Below are 18,035 nucleotides of genomic sequence, written 5' to 3'. Positions count from 1 at the left end.
AGGGTCTTGTTCAGCCAGAGCGCGAAGCCACCCTTGAAGGCGTTGGTATTGTCGCCTCTGCGCGCATTGGGCGGCATCTTGTCGAGCTTGGTGACATTGCCACCGCCGATGACGACATAATCGGGCTCCATCGCGGCCGTCAGTTGTTCGACGGCGTCAAGGACGTGCTTCTGCCACTTGTCGTGGCCACGTTTTTCAAGGCTTGCCTCACCAAGATAGTCCTCGAAGGTGCTTCCCTTGCGATAGGGCAGATGCGCCAGTTCCATGGGCTGGGCAACATTCTCGACGATCATGGCAGCACCGAGCCCCGTGCCAAGGCCGAGGAACAGCATCCGGCCGCCCTGGTAGCTGCCAATGGCCTGCATCAGGGCGTCGTTGACGATCCGAACCGGCTTGCCGAAACGCTTGGCGAAATCGAAGCCGACCCAGCCGGGCGCTAGGTTATGGGGATCAACGAGAATCTTGTTGTGAACGACGGGGCCCGGATAACCCATGGCGATGACGTCGAATTTTATGCCATCCGCCAGCTTTTCAACGATGTCGGCCATGCCCGCGGCATTCATCTTGGGGCCGGAGACGGCCTTGCGTTCCTCACCACCGGCGCTCGACTGAATTTTGACGTGCGAGCCGCCGATATCGATGGCGAGAACGGTGGGAACGTCATTTTCCATGGACGATAACTCCTTCCTTGCCCGGATCAATCCACCCGCCGGGCGGCTCAAACCCGGCCATTGCGGCGGCCGGTCCCCAGCTCCCCGGCGCGTAGGACGCGGGCTCGGCTTTGCGGGCAAGAACGGGGTCGACGATGCGCCAGGCCAGTTCGGAGGCATCCTGGCGGGTAAAAAGCTGCCGCTTGCCGTTCATCGCGTCGCCGATCAGGCGCTCATATGGCATCATGTCGTCGGTCGTGTCATCGACCGCATCGAGCTCGACCGGCTCGCCGATCATATCGCTGCCGGGGGCCTTTCGCCGGGCGCCAATACCGATCATCACCTGCGGACCGACGCGGAAGCGCACATAATTGGCGGCTGCGTCCTCTACATCGTCGAACAGGGCGACCGGAGGCTTGCGGAAACGCACCACGACTTCGGTGGCGCGGACCGGCAATTGCTTGCCGGCGCGAATGTAGAAGGGCACGCCCTTCCAGCGCCAGGTATCGACGAAGAGACGCACGGCAGCGAAGGTTTCCGCCTTTGAGTCCGGCGCCACGCCAGGCTCATCGCGATAACCGTCAAACTGGCCGCGCACGACGTCCGCCTCGGTCAATGGGCGCATGGCCTTGAGAATCTGCACCTTCTCGTCGCTGAGATCGTCGGAGGCGCTGGTGACGGGGGGCTCCATGGCCAGAAGCAGCAGCACATTGACCAGATGGTTCTGGATCACATCGCGAATGCAGCCGACCTCGTCATAGAACTTGCCGCGACCGGCAATGCCGAAATCCTCGGCCATGGTGATCTGCACGCTTTCCACATAGGTGCGGTTCCAGACCGGTTCGAGAAAGGCATTGGCGAAGCGGAAATAGAGCAGGTTCTGCACCGCCTCCTTGCCGAGGAAATGGTCAATCCGAAAGACTGCTTCCTCGGGAAAGGCGCGGTGCAACACGCCGTTGAGCGCCTGTGCCGTCTCAAGATCATGGCCAAAAGGCTTTTCCACCATGAGGCGGGACTTTTTGGCGATGCCGGCGGCCTTGAGGGCATCGATGACCGTGCCGAACAGCGAGGGCGGAATGGCAAGATAGTAGAGCGGATGGGTGGCGCCGCCGAGCGCGTCGCGCAGCTTGTCGAAGGTCTCGGCATTCTTGTAGTCGCCGCTGACATAGCGCAACTGCGCCTTGAAGCGGGCAAATACCGCCTCGTCGACGCTTCCGAATTGCTTGACGATGCCGTCGCGGGCGCGGTCGGCCAGCTTGTCGACATCCCAGTTGTCGAAAGCGACACCAACGATGGGTTCACTCAGATGCCCGCGACGCACCATCTGATAAAGCGAGGGAAGGATCATCTTGTGCGCGAGATCGCCGGTGGCGCCAAAAACCACGAGAGCGTCGGAGCGATCGTCGGCCGTTTTGATGGGGTTCATTTTTCTTCGTGCCCGCCAAACGAGTAGCGCATGGCCGAGAGCAGCTTGTTGGCGAACTCGTCGTTGTCGCGTGATGCGAACCGGTTGAACAAGGCGGAGGACAACACTGGCGCCGGTACGCCGGTTTCGATGGCGGCCTGCAGCGTCCAGCGCCCTTCCCCTGAATCCGACACCTTGCCGTCAAAGCGCGCCAGGGTGGCGTCGTCCTTGAGGGTCTGCGCGGTCAGGTCGAGCAGCCACGAGCCGATGACGCTGCCATGGCGCCAGACTTCGGTAACAGCGGCGAGATCGATATCGAAGCGGTAGTATTCGGGGTTATGGAGAGGCGCGGTCTCGGCATCGGCGGCGCGCTTCTCGTTGCCGGTATCGGCGGCCTTGAGGATATTCAGGCCCTCGGCATAGGCAGCCATGATGCCGTATTCGATGCCATTGTGGACCATCTTGACGAAGTGCCCGGCGCCCGCCGGACCGCAATGGAGATAGCCCTGGGTCGCCGTGTCGACTGTGCCGGGCGCGGCACCGGACCCGTCCTGGCCTGGAGCAAGGGCCGCAAGGATCGGGTCGAGCGTCTTGATCGCCTCGGGTGTGCCGCCGACCATCAGGCTATAGCCGCGCTGCAGGCCCCAGACGCCGCCGCTGGTGCCGACATCGACATAGGAGATGCCGCTGGGCGCAAGCTCGGCTGCAAGGTCCACCGCGTCACGGTAGTTGGAATTGCCGCCATCGATGAGGATATCGCCCGGCGCCATCTGGCTGGCGATCTGGCGGGCGACGCGCCCGGTGATGGCCGCCGGCAGCATCAGCCAGACGGCGCGGGGCTGCTCGAGCTTACCCAGCATGTCGGCGATGTCGGCAGCGCCAATGGCCCCTTCGGCGACCAAGGTCGCGACGCTCTGCGGATTGAGGTCGCTTACCACGCATCGGTGGCCGGCCAGCATCAGACGCCGGACCATATTGGCACCCATGCGACCCAGACCGATCATTCCCAGCTGCATATTCCTGCTCCTGCTTTGACGCTTAATCGCCTGTGATTTGAACCCTGAACTGGGATGGATCCCAGCGCTCGCCATCGAGCCAGAGGAACGTGAAGACCACGGCTCTGCCGGGTGGCAACGTCGAGATGTCGAGATCGACCACGTGGGTATTGAGGCCACTATCCCTTGTTTTCGTGTCAGTTGCCCCCTGCCAGTCGTCGAGCCCCCAATGGACGAGGGCCGGCGCGGTCAGTTCGAGCCGCAGGCTTTTGCCAGCAGGCATGCGCGTGATGGCATTGTTGAGGCGCCAGATGCGCAGATGCGATGGCGTCTTGCTTGCCACATAGCGCGCGTGGGTTTGCGGCGGCATATCGAAGACTGCGCCATCGGCGAGCGAGCGCAGGAGCTTGATATGCTCGGCGTGTGCCCACACCAGCGGCATGGCGCTGCCCGACGCGCGGCCGCGGAACAGTTCGCGCGCCGGAATGTCGTCTGCGTCCCAGCTTTGCTCAGGCAACAATCCCTCGACGCTTGCAGATGCTTCAAGCGTCCGAAGTAGGTTTTCGGCCTCGTCCATACGTCCGGCACAGATTTCGTAGTGCGCGCGCTCACCGGCAAGAAGCGGCCAGGCCCGGCCCTGCCCCGCGCCATCGAAGGCGGCGCCATTTTCGTGCTCGCCATAACCATCGCCGGTATAGCGATACCAAAGTGGGCCCTGTGGCAGATCCACCTTGAGCGTGGCGTCGAGCATCTTGACGGTGTCGAGCATGCGCGGATCGTCCGCTGCGCGGAGACCAAAACGCACCAGCGCCAAGGCGTCGGGGCTTAGCACCTGGCGGGTCGGCAATTCCGATTTGCCGATGATCTGATTGCGGATGACGGTCATGCCGGTGCGGGCATCCGCAACATCGGTCGCAAGATCGTTGCCCATGCGCACATAGTAGCCGGCGACGCCCAAGGCCGGCTCGGGATCGCCGACATAGGTCCAGTTTTCGATCTGCTCGTTCCAGCAGTCCGCCGTTTCGCGCAGGTGCCGTCCCACCTCTTCCTCTTCGAGCAAATCGGCCGCGGCCAGCAGCGCCGCGATCTCGACTGCCAGAGTGAAGGGGCTGTAGCCGCCGTCTTCCTCCCATCGGTCCTGACGGCTGGCAGGACCATTGGCGATGATATAGCCGGCAGCACGCCGAACCATGGGCAAATAGCGCTGCAGCGCCCCGCCGCTGAGAACGCCTTTGCGTCGCAGAAGGTCCGTCAAAAGGATTGGGAAGGCGCATTCGTCCATCTGGACGCCGCGCCAATAGGGTCGTCCATCGAGCCACATATTCTGCGCCCAATGGCCAGAGGCCAGTTGCACCTCGCGCAGATATTCGAGGATGTTGCAGGCCTCTTGCCGATCGCCCGCCGCCAGAAACCCACCTGCCGTTTCCACGAGATCGCGCGGCCAGACGAGATGGTAGCCGCCCATATCGTCGTCGCCCTTGCTCGTCCCCCAGGGGATGGAAAGGCTCGCAACCACGGCCCCCGGACGATCGACGGCGCGATGGCTGGCGAGGACAGCGGTCGAAACCCGATAGGCGTTGATCTTGCCCGACTCGGGGCGGTCGAGGTCCCGCAGGCCGTCCTGCCAGTCGCGCCAGTTCCTGCAATAGCCGGCAAGCGCCTCCTCCCAGCCACTGCGCAGGCTCGCCAGCACATTGGCGCCGGCTTCCGTTTCGGACTGGCCGAAGCCGAGAACCAGATCGACACTGTTCTGGTCCTCAAATCCGATCTCGGCGGTGATGGCGACATTGCCCTCGTCAGCGCGCTGATATTGCTGGGTAAGCCTGCCGGTCTGGGCCAATTGCTGATAGCCGTCCGATGTTCCGACGAACCCTACGGACCGGCTACGCCATGGCAGCGAACTCCCCAGCGCCAGATAACGCGAGCGTCCGCTGGCATAGAGCAGAGTGATATCGCGCTGCTCGCTGATCCAGGCGGAGTTGTCCATGCCGGCATTGACCAGATGCGGCGCGAGGAGGGCATAGACGCGATAGTCGCCGAGCGTGCCCACCAGCGGCGTGAAGGTGATCCGCTGGATGAGACTGGGGCGAGCCGGATCGGAGACGATCTGCTTTTCGATCCGGTAGCGACCGTCTCGCGCCGTGTTGGTCACATGGAATGCCGGCACGCCGTCTTCGTGATGGGTGGTCGTGCTGTCGCAGTCGCGCTTTTCTTCGGAGAGGTAGCCGTCAGGCCCCGTGACCAACAGTTCGAAGTCGCGCGTGCAGGCGCTGTCGACGCGCGGATAATAGACCTCGTTCAGAACACCGTGGCTGAGCGTGAACCAAACAGGCGACTTGCGCGACAAGGCCGTCCCCACGCCGCTCTTGGCGCTGGATGTCCATCGGGGCGTGATGCCGGGCGCGCCGGGAGCAAAGTCAAGCAGATCGGCTTTGGATAGTGCCATGGCGGAGCCTCGTGGACACACGGCAACCGGCGCTTCGCAGAAGCGATCCCGAAAATGCGTGGCCATAACGTAGTTTATGTCTTGGGCGACCTTCACCCGCAAGAGCCAGCCTGTTGACGCTAGGCATCATCCTGCAACGCGCTGGTGGCGATTGCCCAATAGGTGGAGCGCCAGGAGAAAGACGCTCCAGCCGACCGAGACGGCAAGGGCCAGAAGCAGGGACACCGTGTTGCCGAGCGGAACTGCGGTCAGATGCAGCAACAGGAACGCGGCCACGACGCCAACCATTCCGGGCAAGGCATGGGACATGACCGCAGCCGAAGCCGGTCCGCCATGACGCGACTGGATGATGGCCATCATGGCGATGAAGGTGACCGGCACCGAGGCGAAGATGCCCGTGGTTTCGGGGCCCGCAAAGGCAGCCGCTATTTCAACGCCGGCAACCATTGCCGCCACGGCGAGACCGCGCAGGGCAAAATCCTGCCATTTGCTGTGACCGGACGACAGCGGCACATTGCCGAAACGGCGGACCAGAACCGTGCCACCAGCGAAGACAATGATTCCGGCAGCCACAGAAGCAGCCGGATGCACTTCAAGCCCCAGCAGCAGCAGTGTGGCGAGCGCCCAGATGACAAGCGCTGCGAGGATGGAAACCACAGTGCCGGCCCGTTGGGCGAGGAAGATATAGGCCACCAGCATGACGCCGGCGGCGACGAGGCCGCTGAAACTGGTGATGGCAGCGTCGGCAATGAACGCGGGCGAATGGTCCAGCGCCAGGAGGTAATAGACCGGAGCGGACGAGATCGGCAGCGTGGCGATCAAGCCCCCGATTACCGGCCCAGCCCTTTCGGCAAGGGACGTCGAGGCCACGACCATGAAGGCGATCAGCACCATCTTGGGGATCAGGTCCAGCGTGAAGGGCCAGGCCTCGTAAAAGAGATGCAGCATCAGGACCTCCCGGGCCTCAGGTGTTCGTCGGCAGGTCGGCAAGCGACAGCGGCGGGCCGAGAAAGTCGACCTCCCACTCCACGCCAAAAGCATTGAGCGCGGTACGGTCGGGCACGCCGTCATGCATGACCCCGGCAAGGCCGGTGAAGAAGGCGGCGGCGTCGAGCGCTGGTGTTATGATGATGTATTGGCGTGCCGGCTTGTCCGAAACGTTGACGAAGCCATGCTCGACATTGCCCGGAATGGCGACCACGTCGCCTTCCTCGGCGTAAAACCGGCGCCCGTCGAGTTCGTAGAGATAGCGGCCTTCCAGCACACGAAAAATTTCCGCCTGCGGATGACGGTGTCGCGGCGGTCCCTTCCCCGGTGCGTTGATGGTCTCGATGATGGACATCTCACCATCGGACGCCTCGGGCGGCAGGCGGACGAAGAGGTCGAGACCAATTGCGGGAATGGCTATTGGTCGTTCGCTACCTGCCGAATGGATGAACTTGATGCTCATTGTCTGGTCCCTGGTTCGAGGCTGTGCTGAAGATCCAGCCGGTCCGTCATCGCTGGGGCAAACAAGCCCTACCTACAGGCCCAGATTGCTCTTCTCGTTTTTGAGAAACATGATCTGGTCGGTATAGGCGCTGACGAGGCAATCGATACCGGCGCCGCAAGCATTGCGTGTCTGCAAGAACTTGCCCTGCTGGGTCTTGACCAGTGCGACGGTAGCCGCCGGGGCGCCGCTTCCCACGATGAGGAAGTACATCCCCGTTGTCTGTTCATCGAGACGGCTGAGATTGGCATTGCCGCAAATGGCGATTTCGGCCGGCAATACCGCGTGGGCGCAGTTGAATGATTGGGCTGCGGCGGGGGGCGGAGTGATAGCCAGCGTCATGCCCACGGCGGCAACGAGGATCAGGATGGCCGGGATGACACCGGCCAGAATGTTGCGCAGGGACCGGGCCATTACTGCGCCGCCTTCGAGACTTCACAGGTCTCGGTCTTCCCAGACTGGGTCAGGGTCGCAGAATTGCCCTTGATCCAGAATTCGTTGTCGCTGTCGGCATAGCGGCCGCCATCAGCGGAAACCGCCTGCGGCAGCACGAGATCGCCGTCCTTGCCTTCAAAGAGCAGTTCGACCTGGCCGGGCGTCGAACCGACCGGCGAGAAGATCGCCGTAAGCTTGGTACCGCCGTCACACGCATAGCTCGCTTCGGTGGCAAGGCTTGCCCCGGTTGAGCAGATGACAATTGCGAGTGCGACAAAGCCGCGATTGAGGTTGGACATCTTGGAATCCTGCATTTCTGTTCAAGCTGCAGGTCAAATAACGCCAACCCAAAATGCCCGCGTCCTCAGAACTGGTGACGAACCCAATTCATCCGCACTCTTTCGCTCAGAGCTGCCGCCTGATGGCGAATTCCAGGACGGCCTCGGTCGGCTCGACGCCGAGCCCCGCACCGGTTGGGACCGTATAGGCCCCTCCGCTGCAGCCCATATTGCCGGTCACGTAGCCCAGGTTCCGATCGAAAACCGAGTGCTGGTATTCGTGATAGGGCACGTTCTGCAGCGCGGAAGCGGCATGCAGGCTGGCGGCCATGAAGATGCCGATGCTGATCGAGGCGTGCGGTATGACATTCATGTGGAATGCCTGTGCCATGCGGCCGATCTGCATGAACTCGGTTATGCCGGTATGGCCGATTTCGGGCTGCACGATGCTCATGGCGCGCGCTTCGAAGCGGGGCCGGAATTCGTAGGTCGTTCGCAGTTCCTCGCCCAGAGCCAGCGGTACGCCGATACCAGCTGCGACGCGCGCCTGTCCTTCGAGGTTTTCCGGCTGCACCGGCGCCTCGGCGAAGTAGAGATTGTGCGCCTCGAGCCGCCGGATGAGACGGATCGCTTCGGCCGCCTCGAACTTCCAGTGCAGGTCGACCATGATGTCGATATCGGGGCCGACGGCTTCGCGCAAAGCCGCCATTTCGGCGACGATACCTTCGTCCGAAACCGCCGCCGCGAATTTGATGCCCTTGTAACCCTTGGCCACCCATTCGAGCGCCAGGTCGCAGCGCTCTTTGATTGTTGCGCGGGGGAGGCCGGAAACATAGGCCGGGATGGTTTCGTGGCGGCGACCACCGAGCAATGTCGAGACTGGCACGCCCAGCACCTTGCCCGCGAGGTCATAGAGCGCGATGTCGATGCCGGCCAGCGCGTCGAGATAGAAGCCGCCGAAGAAGCCGCGGACGCGCATGAGGTCGTAGAGATCCTCATGGATGACCACCGCGTCCGCCGGATCGCGACCGATGATAACGGGGCCGAGCACGTCGTCGATAATCGCCTTGGTCGCTTCGGGCGCCACGATGCCATAGCATTCGCCCCAGCCCACCTTGCCGCTTTCGCCCGTCACCCGGACCAGCAGCGTCATATCGGTCGAGGGATAAATGGTCCGGTTGCCCTTGCGCACCAGATAGCCGCGTTCATTGATCGCCTCCCCGGCCTTGAGCGGCCCGAGATAGGGCACGTCGCGCGGGATGGAGATGATGAAGGTTTCAACCCTGACAATGGCGTCGACAATATTGGGCATCAGACCGGCTTATGGTTGGAGTAGGGAAGATCGGCTTCCGCCAGCAGCAGGGCCAGTTCGGCCCGATCTCCATCGTCGAATTTGGGGCCCTTGCCGCGCACGAAGGTGTTCTTGATGACACCGCGGCGGCGCAGCACTTCCTTGGTCATGTGCATGCGGAAGATGGCCTGGAAATTGAGCAGCGGCAGCGAGACATTGTAAAGGCGCCGCGTCGTCTTGGCGTCACCCTGCTGCCAGGCATGGATCATCTGGGCATGGATATCGGCCAACTCTGAGGCGGGCATGGTGCCCGCCGCGCCGCGCGCCAGTTCGTCGGTGACGTACCGCCCTCCGGCTCCGCCGAAGATGGCTTCAACCGAACCGTTGGCTGCGGCCTTGATGCGGGTCAGGTGCTGTCCGCAGGGCGCGGTCTCTTCCTTGACGTAACGGATTTCGGGCACGGCATTGGCAACCGCGGCAACCTCTTCTGGCGTCAACCCGGCGCCAATCGGCTTGGGCTGGTTTTGCAGCATGATCGGCACGCCTGCCCCTGCCGAAACCGCCTTGAAGTAGGCGATCTGGGCGTCGATGTCGTTGCCGATGGCGAAGGGTGCGATGACCATGGCGGCAGCGGCGCCGATCTCGGCGCCCTGGGCGATGTGCCGGGCCGCAACGGACGGATCCGGATCGCTGGCGCCGATGATGATGGGAATGCGTCCGGCAATACGTTCTGCCAGAAGGCTCACCTGCGACTGGCGTTCCTCGGGCGTCAGCGTCTCCACCTCACTAGCAACCCCGGGATAGACGACGCCGTCGACCTGGCTTTCAAGCGCAAAGTCGATCACCGAGAGAAAGTCGGCAGTATCGATCTGGCCGTCGTCACGGAATGGGGTGGGCAGCACGGGAAAGGCGCCAGCAAGGGATTTGGTCATTTTACGGCTCCGGCGGTGACGCCCTGGATGAAATAGCGCTGAAGGAACATGAAGGCGATGACGATAGGCGCCGACGCCATGAGCGAAGCGGCCATGGCGCCACCCCAGTCGGAATTGACCTCGTTGAGATAGGTCAGCAGCAGACCCGGCCCGATGGTGCGCTTGTCGTCGGAAACGATGAGCGTCATCGAATAGAGCAGGTCATTCCAGCTCCACATGAAGGAGTAGAGGAAAACCGTGACGACGGGCGGGATCGAGATGGGAATAACGATGGTGTGGAAGATGCGCAGATCGCTGGCACCATCGGCCCGCGCCGCATCGATCAGCTCGTCCGGCACCTGCGCAAAATAGCTGTAGAGCATGTAGGTCGACACAGGCAGCGCGAAGACGAGGTAGGAGAGGATCAGCCCAAGCTGCGTATCCAGCAGGTTGAGGCTGCTCATCATCGGATAGATGGAAATCAGCAACAGGCCGAACGGGAACATCTGGGCGCTGAGCATGAACAGCATGACCGGCTGGCGACCGAAATAGCGGTACTTGGCAAAACTATAGCCCGCATAGATGGCCAGCACCGAGACCAGCACCGCACTGGCGCCGGAGGTGATGAGCGAGTTGAGCAGATACATTGGCAGCTTGCCGCGGGTGATGGCGGCGACGAAGTGCTCGAGCGTCGGCATCACCGGCACGGGCGTGGGGATGATCTGGTAAAGCTCGGCATTGCCCTTGAGCGACGAGATCACCAGCCAGTAGAGCGGGAAAAACAGGAAGAAGCCGATAAACGCCAGGGCAAGGCCGAAGACGACCTTTGCCGAGGTTGAAGACAGGTCGAACATCAATTGTTCCCCTTGATCAGCATGCGCAGATAAAGGAACGCCGGCGGCAAGAGGGTTGCGACCCACAGGACCCCGATGGCCGAGGCGATGCCGATATCCCATTGCTCGAAGGCGCGGCGATAGACTTCCACCGACAGCACGGCCGTCGCGCGCACCGGACCGCCACCCGTCAGGGCATAAATGGTGTCGAACTGCTGCAGATTGCCGATGACACCGAGCACGACGACGATGATCAGCACGGGGCGGAGATGGGGAAGGATATGGTCACGCAGGACCGCCCAATTGCCGGCCCCGTCGACGCGCGCCGCATCGATCTGTTCGCGATCGACATTCTGGAGGCCAGCGAGGAAGAAGGCCATGAACAGCGGAATGGAGAGCCAGATCTTGGTGAGCACCACAGCCAGCATGGCGCCCTGTGGCGTCGAGAGCCAGGCCTGCGGATAGTCGATCAATCCCATCTGCATCAGCAGGGCATTGAGAACGCCATAGCGCGAATTGAAGATCCAGCCCCAGATGAAGGCCGAAACGGTTGAGGGCAGCACCCAGGGCAGCAGCGACAGCGAGCGCAGCACGGCCCTGCCCCGAAACGACTGGTTCATCAGCAGCGCCCAACCAAGGCCGAGCACCAGCGTGCCGGTGGTCGTCAGCGTCACGTAAATGGCAGTGGTGGCGAATGAGCCCCAGACCGCGGGGTCGCTCAAAAGCTTGCTGAAATTCCCCAGACCATTCCAGCGGGGCGACATCATCTCGACCGTATATTGGAACAGCGAGAGGCCGAGCGCTTGGAGGAACGGGTAGAGAATGATGGCAGCGAAGGCCAGGGCGGCGGGCAGCAGCATGAGCAGGCCCACGCGCGATTGCCCGGCTTTCAACCCGCCCCGATTGGCCGCCGGGGATATGGGATAGTCGGCGAATTGATTGTCTGTGGCCGCCATGTCGATCCTCTGGAGAAGAAGCCGGTCGCCGAAAGGCGGCCGGCTGATGTGCTGGTGGAGCCTCAGCTTGCCGGAGTGGCGTTGGCCATGGATTCCGTCAGGCGGGTCTGCATGGCAGTGATGGCGTCATCCACCGACTTCTGACCGAGAAGCGCGCCCTGCACTTCTTCGCCGATGATCGTGGTCATGTCGGCCGCGTTGGACCAGATGCCCACTTCATTGGCGCGCGAAGCGCCGGTGGCTTCGGCCCAGGCCGTGAGGTAGGCGTCATCGGCCACGGCAGCGCGGGCGGAGTTGGTGACGGGCAGCGCACTCATCTTGAGCGGGAATTCGGTCTGCACCGCATCCGAAGTCAGGTAGCTCAGGAACTTGTCGGCAGGATCTTCAGCGGTCGCCGTGGCGCCGGGAGCGAACTGTACCAGCAGGTGGCCCCACTGCACCGAGGTCGAGGCGTCACCTTCGTTGAGTACCGGGGTCTTGAGCGGCAGCACGTTGACGTCAAAGGCTTCGCCCTGGCCGGAGAAATCGCGGAGGAAGGTGCGTGTCTGCGGAGCGTCGAAGTAGAACGCCGACGCCCCCTGTGCGAGCAGACGACGGCTATCGGGACGATCGATTTCGGGCGCGGCAAGGCGCTCGTTGAGGAGATCGACCATGAACTGCAGAGCGGAACGGCTTTCCGGGCTGTCGACCACGACCTTGCCTTCAGCATCGATGATGCTGCCGCCATGCACCCAGTTCCAGATCATGAAGTCGATCAGGATCGAGCCGTTGTTCTTGGTGGCCATGGTGTAGGGCACGGAATTGGGCACATTGTCGCGAACCGCGATCAACGCATCCTTGAACTCGGCGACGGTCGTCGGCGCCTCGACGCCAGCCTGATCGAGTACGGCCTTGTTGGCGACCATGCCGATCGAACCCGAAATCAGCGGCAGGGCGAACTGCTTGCCATTGATATTGCCCATCGCGAGAGCATCGGCCGCAAAAGTGGCCTCGAGATTTTCCTGGCCGTACACGGTGTTGAGATCGACCAACTGGTCGAGGCTGGCAAAGGTCGGCAGCCAGCGTTCGGAGAGCTGGGCGACGTTCGGCAGCGTGTTGGAGCGGGCGCGCAGGAAGATGTTCTTCTGCATGTCGCCCCAGGCAAAGCCGAGCGGCTCGACAGTGAGCCCGTCTGCGGCCTTGAAGCCGTCGAGCAGCCCCTGAACTGTGGCCGTGTTGGCCTCTTCGGCATAGGTGAAGCTCATGAAGCTCAGGTCATCCGCCTGTGCGGTACCCGCTCCCATGGAGCCGATCAGGGCGACGGCGCCGAGAGCCTTGGTCAATCTGTTCATCTGGTTTCCTCCCAATGAATTTGTGGAACTGTGTTTCAATACGTCCATTGGACGTGCGGCCGCGTTCCCCGGACGGTAAGAGCTAGACGACGCCTCCATCCACGATGAATGTCTGCGCAGTAATGAGACGGGAGTCATCGGCAGCCAGGAACAGCGCCATACGGGCGATGTCGGGGGGCAACAGATGTTCCTTGAGGCATTGCGCCTCGAGATATTCGGTGAACTTGCCGTGGTAGATGGCCTTGGCGCGAACGACCTGGCGCTCGGTGAGCACCCAACCGGGCGCGATGGAATTGACGCGGATATTGCGCTCGCCCAGTTCGCGCGCCAGCGACTTGGTCATACCCATGACGGCAGATTTGGCCGTGGTGTAAAAGATCAGCCCGGCAGCGCCGCGCATCCAGGAGATGGAGCCCATATTGATGATGGCGCCGCCCCCTGCCGCTTCCATGCCCGCAATCACCGACTGCACGGCAAAGAACTGATGGCGCAGATTGGTCGCCTGCCGCTCGTCCCAATAGTCCGGCGTGATCTCTTCGATCGGCTTGCGGTCATCGTTGCCGGCATTGTTGACGAGGACGGTGAAAGGCCCGGTTTTCTCGGCAAGACGCGCGATTGTCGTCTGCATCGCGGCGATATCGCGCAGGTCGGTCACTTCGTAGCTCGGTCGCGCACCGGTTGCGCGCTCCACCGCGTCCGCACAGGCGGCCGCCACTTCGGCGTTGAGTTCGATGAAGCCGACCTTGCAGCCCTGCCCCACGAAATGCTCGACCAGCGAGGCCCCAATACCCGAGCCTCCGCCCGTGATCAGCACGGACTTCCCCATAAGGCTGGGATAGCGGGCCACGGCTACGTCAATGGACGGTACGAGTTCGGGATGGATGGTCATGCCGCTTCCAGTGCCACCGGACGCGCCGAGGCCAAGGTCTGCCCATCGGCGGCAAAGACGTGGATCATTTCTGGATCGAAGGCGATACCGATGGCTTCGTTGCGCCTCACCGCACGTTCGCCGGACAGGCGCACAACCAGCATTTCCTCGCTTCCCGTGAGGGAAACGTAGGCATAGGTGTCGCTGCCCAGATGTTCGGTCATGCTGATCGTGCCAGTCAGGGTATGCGGCTTGTCGAGGTCGACGAGTTCCAGATGCTCGGGCCGGATACCGACGGAAGTGGGAGTGCCCGAAAGCCCGCCGGGAACCGACACTTCGCCCCCAGGGACATTGAAGCGGCCATTTGCCGAAGGCGCACCCAGCGCCAGGAAATTCATCTTGGGGCTGCCGATGAAGCCGGCAACAAAGCGGTTCTGCGGCTTGTTGTAGAGATCGAGTGGCGAGCCCATCTGCTCCACCCTGCCCGCATTGAGCACCACGATCTTGTCGGCCAAAGTCATTGCCTCGATCTGGTCGTGGGTGACGTAGACCATGGTTGTGCCAAGGCGATCCTTCATGCGCGCGATTTCGATACGCATTTCGACGCGCAGCGAGGCATCGAGATTGCTCAGCGGTTCGTCGAAGAGAAAAATCCTTGGCTCACGCACGATGGCACGGCCAATCGCAACACGCTGGCGCTGGCCACCGGAGAGCTGGCGCGGCTTGCGGTCGAGATAATTGTCGATCCGCAGCACCTTCGCAGCAGCATCCACCCGCTTCTTGATCTCGTCCTTGTTGGTGCCAGCGAGACGCAGCGCGTAGCCCATATTGTCGGCAACCGACATATGCGGATAGAGCGCGTAGGACTGGAACACCATGGCGATACCACGCTTGGCCGGCGGTACGTCGTTGACGATTTCGCCATCGATCGCCATGCCACCGGCCGAGATTTCGTCGAGCCCGCAGATAAGCCGCAACAGGGTGGACTTGCCGCAGCCCGAGGGGCCGACAAAGGCAACGAATTCGCCGTCTTCCACAGTGAGATCGATGCCCTTGAGCACCTCGGTGGCGCCGAACGACTTCTTGATGCCGCTGAGTTCTAGCTTGGCCATGAAAATACCTTCCGTCAGCCGGCAAACATCGGGTCTGCCAGACCCTTGATGCCGGTATCGATGGCGAAGACGCTGCCGGAGAGCGGCGCGTCGGCGAGTTGGGCCGCCGATAGGCGGATACGAGCGGTGGTGACGAACAGGGTCTGCATGTCCGCCCCGCCAAAGACACAGGACGTTGGACGCGGCACCGGCAGGTTGATCACCCGCTCCACTTTGCCTTCTGGATCGTAGCGGGTGACGCACCAGCCATCCCAATGGGCGACCCATACAAAGCCTTCCGCGTCGACCGTAAGCCCGTCGGGCTTGCCTTCGTTTTCCGGCACGGTCACGAATGGCCGGCGGTTGGCGATGGCGCCGGTTTCGAGATCGAAGTCGTAGACATAGATCGTCTGGCGGGCCGTGTCGGTGAAGTAGAACTTCGTGTCGTCCGGACTCCAGCCAAGGCCATTGGCGACATGGAATCCGCGATCCATTTCATAAGTTCGGCCATCGGCATCGAGCCGCCAGAGCCGCCCCTGGTCTGGCGCTGTGTCGATCGCCAGTGAGCCTGCCCAGAGACGCCCCTTGCGGTCGCACTTGCCATCGTTGAAGCGATTGCCGGGACGATCGGCCTCGGGTCGCGCAATGGTCGTTATCGAGCCGCTCGGCAGGTCGAGGCCACGGATTTCGCCATGCATGGCGGTGACGAAGCCACCGCGCGTCCGCGGAATAATGAAGCCCACGAGCTCCGGCACCGGCAAGCTAGTATAGGTGCCCTTTTCAGTGTCGCCGGTGTGAACGGCCGGCGCCAGAATGTCGACGAAGTAGAGCTTCTTGTCCTGCGCCGACCAGTGCGGACCTTCGCCCAGGAATGTGCTGGCAGGAATGACGCAGCGCACGTCAGCCCGATCGACCCCAAGCGGACGCGGCTGAATACCGAGCGACATGGCGAACTCTCCGAAATTGCCCGATGTTCGACGCGCCGCCTCGATGACTTCCCGCCCAAGGGCGTGCAGACGATCGACCGGCAAGCGGAAGGATGGACCGATGATGCCGATGGCGCCGATAGGCTCGCCGCGATGGTTGAGCACGGGCGCCGCGACCGAGGAAATGCCGACATTCTGTTCGTCGACCGACACGGCATAGCCGCGCGCCTTGGTCAGATCGAGCTGGCGGATCAGTTCATCGATATTGGTGATAGTCGTGGGCGTCAGTTGCTCGAGCGGAAAGTCCGCCAACAAGGCGCGGCGCTTTTCCAGCGACAGATGCGCCAGGATGGCCTTTCCAAGACCGCTGGCATAGGGCGCCGCCCGGCTGCCGACACCATTGTTGAGGCGCAGCGGCTGCGGCACTTCGCGCTGATCGATGTAGAGTACGCTCTCGCCATCGAGTACGCCGAGCCGGATTGCCTCGCCCGTTAGATCGCGCAGCCGTTCCAGTTCAGGCTCCGCGGCGCCGCGCAGATCAAAGTCATCCCAGACCTTGTGCGCCCATTGGAAGAGACGCGCGGCGAGCCGATAGGTCTGATTGCGACCATCAAACCCCAACAACCGCTCTTCCACTAGCGCCTGCAGCAACCTGTGCAACGTGCCTTTGGGCATACCGGTCTGCTCGAGCAACTCGGTAAAGCGCAGGCCGGCAGGGGCGGAGGCGACGATGTCGAGTATCTGGATTCCGCGCGTCAGAGCCTGCACGCCGGGGGTCGACGGCCCTTCGGCCTCGACCTCTTTTTCAGGCGCAGTAACGCTCAGCTGGGGCTTACCCATAACCTCTCCCATGACCGGTGTTTTCCAGTCAGCTCATTGCGACTTTTGCCGCCGTGTTGCCATTCGAATATCTTGGAACTAAGTTCCATGTCAACACGTGCGATGACAAATGCCATCGCGGAGGAGGAAGAATGCGCATAACGAAGGTAGACCACTGGCTGGTCAGAATGCCCTTTACCGAAGACATTCTATGGGGTTCGGGCCGTCGTATCGGCACCACCAGGCTGGTTTGCCGTATAGAAACGGACGCTGGAATCACCGGCTGGGGCGAGACGATTTCGCTGATCGCCAATGTGCCGGCGGTCTTCACCGACATCGTCGCGCCCCTCGCAATCGGTTATCCGGTGGCGGACGTTGAGCGCCTCCATCGTCATGTGCTCGGCGCGGGCTTTTATCACCACAAGCGCGCGGCGGTGATGGCCATTGCAGCTCTTGAAATGGCGATGTGGGACGCGCTTGGAAAACAGGCCAAGCTTCCCCTTTATGCCCTATGGGGCGGCAAATGGCGGCAGGACGTCGAGGCGGCGGCTTATCTTTTTACCAATGAACCCCAGGGCCTGGCCGAGCGCCTGCAGCGCTTTCTCGACAAGGGGTATGAGACTTTCAAGGTCAAGATCGGCTTTGACGAGCGGACCGACATTGTTCTCGCCGAGACGGCACGCAAGGTCATCGGAGACCGCCCGCTCCGTCTCGACGTCAACGGCGCCTGGTATCGCAACACCGCCAAGCGGCAGTTGGAAAAGCTCCGGCCCTTTGATCCCGCCTATGTCGAGCAGCCTCTGGAACTCGATGACCTGGCCGGACATGCGGCGCTTGCCGCCCAGTCATCGGTGCCGATTGCGCTCGACGAAAGCGCGTACACGCTCGCTGACGTTGGCAATATCGTCCGCGCCGCGGCGGCCGATGTCGTCCTTCTCGATCCCCACGAGGCCGGCGGCCTCTGGCAGACGATAAAGGCGGCTGCAATATGCGAAGCGGTCGGGATACCCGTGACCCTCCATTCCGGCGCCGAACTTGCCCTGTCGCAGGCTGCCTATATCCATCTCGCCGCCTCCATTCCCAATATGTCGCTGGCGATCGATACCGAGCGCGCCTATCTCGGCGGCGACATCAGCCCCAACCCGCCAGCGTTGAACGCCGGCCGCTTCGTGATCCCCGAGGGACCGGGGCTGGGCGTGGATGTCGACGTATCCGCTTTGGAGCGCTACCGCGTCGATGGCATTGCCGGGGCCTATCTCGATACCAGCCGCAAAGACTGGTTCCCCACCAAGCCTGCATATTGAGACCGAT

The 18,035-nt window shown here is 62.4% G+C and carries 17 protein-coding genes; 1 reads left to right on the top strand and 16 read right to left on the bottom strand.

Translation table 11 applies throughout. The features are described 5' to 3' along the window. The 16 genes from ABW043_RS22485 to ABW043_RS22410 form a co-directional block, all read right to left on the bottom strand. On the bottom strand, positions 1-671 hold a 671-nt coding region (locus ABW043_RS22485), incomplete at its 3' end, for an ROK family protein (protein WP_353923427.1). Continuing rightward, positions 661-2,076: a glucose-6-phosphate dehydrogenase gene (zwf, locus tag ABW043_RS22480; protein WP_353923426.1), complete on the bottom strand. Its 1,416-nt coding sequence runs from the start codon at positions 2,074-2,076 to the stop codon at positions 661-663. The genes ABW043_RS22485 and zwf, both read right to left, overlap by 11 nt. Beyond that, positions 2,073-3,071 (bottom strand): phosphogluconate dehydrogenase (NAD(+)-dependent, decarboxylating), encoded by a 999-nt coding sequence (gnd, locus tag ABW043_RS22475; RefSeq protein ID WP_353923425.1) that lies wholly within the window; start codon positions 3,069-3,071, stop codon positions 2,073-2,075. Before gnd ends, zwf begins: the two co-directional genes overlap by 4 nt. Before the next feature lie 22 nt (positions 3,072-3,093). Further along, positions 3,094-5,496, bottom strand: coding sequence for a glucan 1,4-alpha-glucosidase (locus ABW043_RS22470; protein ID WP_353923424.1), 2,403 nt, complete (start codon positions 5,494-5,496; stop codon positions 3,094-3,096). A 126-nt stretch (positions 5,497-5,622) separates the two neighbouring features. After that, positions 5,623-6,444 carry a hypothetical protein gene (locus ABW043_RS22465; RefSeq protein WP_353923423.1) on the bottom strand — a complete coding sequence of 274 codons (822 nt, stop codon included), beginning with the start codon at positions 6,442-6,444 and terminating at the stop codon, positions 5,623-5,625. 16 nt (positions 6,445-6,460) lie between these two features. Beyond that, positions 6,461-6,946 carry a cupin domain-containing protein gene (locus ABW043_RS22460; RefSeq protein ID WP_353923422.1) on the bottom strand — a complete coding sequence of 162 codons (486 nt, stop codon included), beginning with the start codon at positions 6,944-6,946 and terminating at the stop codon, positions 6,461-6,463. Between the two features lie 72 nt (positions 6,947-7,018). Beyond that, entirely contained in the window at positions 7,019-7,399 is a 381-nt protein-coding gene (locus ABW043_RS22455) for a lysozyme inhibitor LprI family protein (RefSeq protein WP_353923421.1), read from the bottom strand. Next, positions 7,399-7,719: an MliC family protein gene (locus ABW043_RS22450; protein WP_353923420.1), complete on the bottom strand. Its 321-nt coding sequence runs from the start codon at positions 7,717-7,719 to the stop codon at positions 7,399-7,401. The genes ABW043_RS22455 and ABW043_RS22450 overlap by 1 nt, the downstream gene beginning before the upstream one ends. A 106-nt stretch (positions 7,720-7,825) precedes the next feature. Beyond that, positions 7,826-9,010, bottom strand: coding sequence for a mandelate racemase/muconate lactonizing enzyme family protein (locus ABW043_RS22445; RefSeq protein WP_353923419.1), 1,185 nt, complete (start codon positions 9,008-9,010; stop codon positions 7,826-7,828). Continuing rightward, the gene (locus ABW043_RS22440; protein ID WP_353923418.1) at positions 9,010-9,921 is read right to left on the bottom strand and encodes a dihydrodipicolinate synthase family protein; all 912 of its coding nucleotides are present in this window, start codon (positions 9,919-9,921) and stop codon (positions 9,010-9,012) included. The genes ABW043_RS22445 and ABW043_RS22440 overlap by 1 nt, the downstream gene beginning before the upstream one ends. Further along, a complete protein-coding gene (locus ABW043_RS22435; RefSeq protein WP_353923417.1) occupies positions 9,918-10,754 on the bottom strand; it encodes a carbohydrate ABC transporter permease in 837 nt (278 codons plus the stop codon). Before ABW043_RS22435 ends, ABW043_RS22440 begins: the two co-directional genes overlap by 4 nt. Continuing rightward, positions 10,754-11,689 carry a carbohydrate ABC transporter permease gene (locus tag ABW043_RS22430; RefSeq protein WP_353923416.1) on the bottom strand — a complete coding sequence of 312 codons (936 nt, stop codon included), beginning with the start codon at positions 11,687-11,689 and terminating at the stop codon, positions 10,754-10,756. Before ABW043_RS22430 ends, ABW043_RS22435 begins: the two co-directional genes overlap by 1 nt. 62 nt (positions 11,690-11,751) lie before the next feature. Beyond that, positions 11,752-13,020, bottom strand: coding sequence for an ABC transporter substrate-binding protein (locus ABW043_RS22425; protein ID WP_353923415.1), 1,269 nt, complete (start codon positions 13,018-13,020; stop codon positions 11,752-11,754). An 82-nt stretch (positions 13,021-13,102) separates the two neighbouring features. After that, positions 13,103-13,909 (bottom strand): SDR family NAD(P)-dependent oxidoreductase, encoded by an 807-nt coding sequence (locus tag ABW043_RS22420; RefSeq protein ID WP_353923414.1) that lies wholly within the window; start codon positions 13,907-13,909, stop codon positions 13,103-13,105. After that, positions 13,906-15,000, bottom strand: a complete 1,095-nt coding sequence (locus ABW043_RS22415) for an ABC transporter ATP-binding protein (protein WP_353923413.1) — start codon at positions 14,998-15,000, stop codon at positions 13,906-13,908. The genes ABW043_RS22420 and ABW043_RS22415 overlap by 4 nt, the downstream gene beginning before the upstream one ends. Positions 15,001-15,014: 14 nt before the next feature. Next, positions 15,015-16,745, bottom strand: coding sequence for an SMP-30/gluconolactonase/LRE family protein (locus tag ABW043_RS22410; protein ID WP_353923412.1), 1,731 nt, complete (start codon positions 16,743-16,745; stop codon positions 15,015-15,017). Positions 16,746-16,876: 131 nt separating this feature from the next. Between ABW043_RS22410 and ABW043_RS22405 the strand changes: the two genes are divergently transcribed. After that, positions 16,877-18,028, top strand: a complete 1,152-nt coding sequence (locus tag ABW043_RS22405; protein WP_353923411.1) for a mandelate racemase/muconate lactonizing enzyme family protein — start codon at positions 16,877-16,879, stop codon at positions 18,026-18,028. Positions 18,029-18,035: the final 7 nt, after the last annotated feature.

This window comes from Devosia sp. (genome assembly GCF_040509215.1).
In the GTDB taxonomy this organism is placed as follows: Bacteria; Pseudomonadota; Alphaproteobacteria; order Rhizobiales; family Devosiaceae; genus Devosia.
This window is presented reverse-complemented; position numbering and strand designations above follow the sequence as displayed.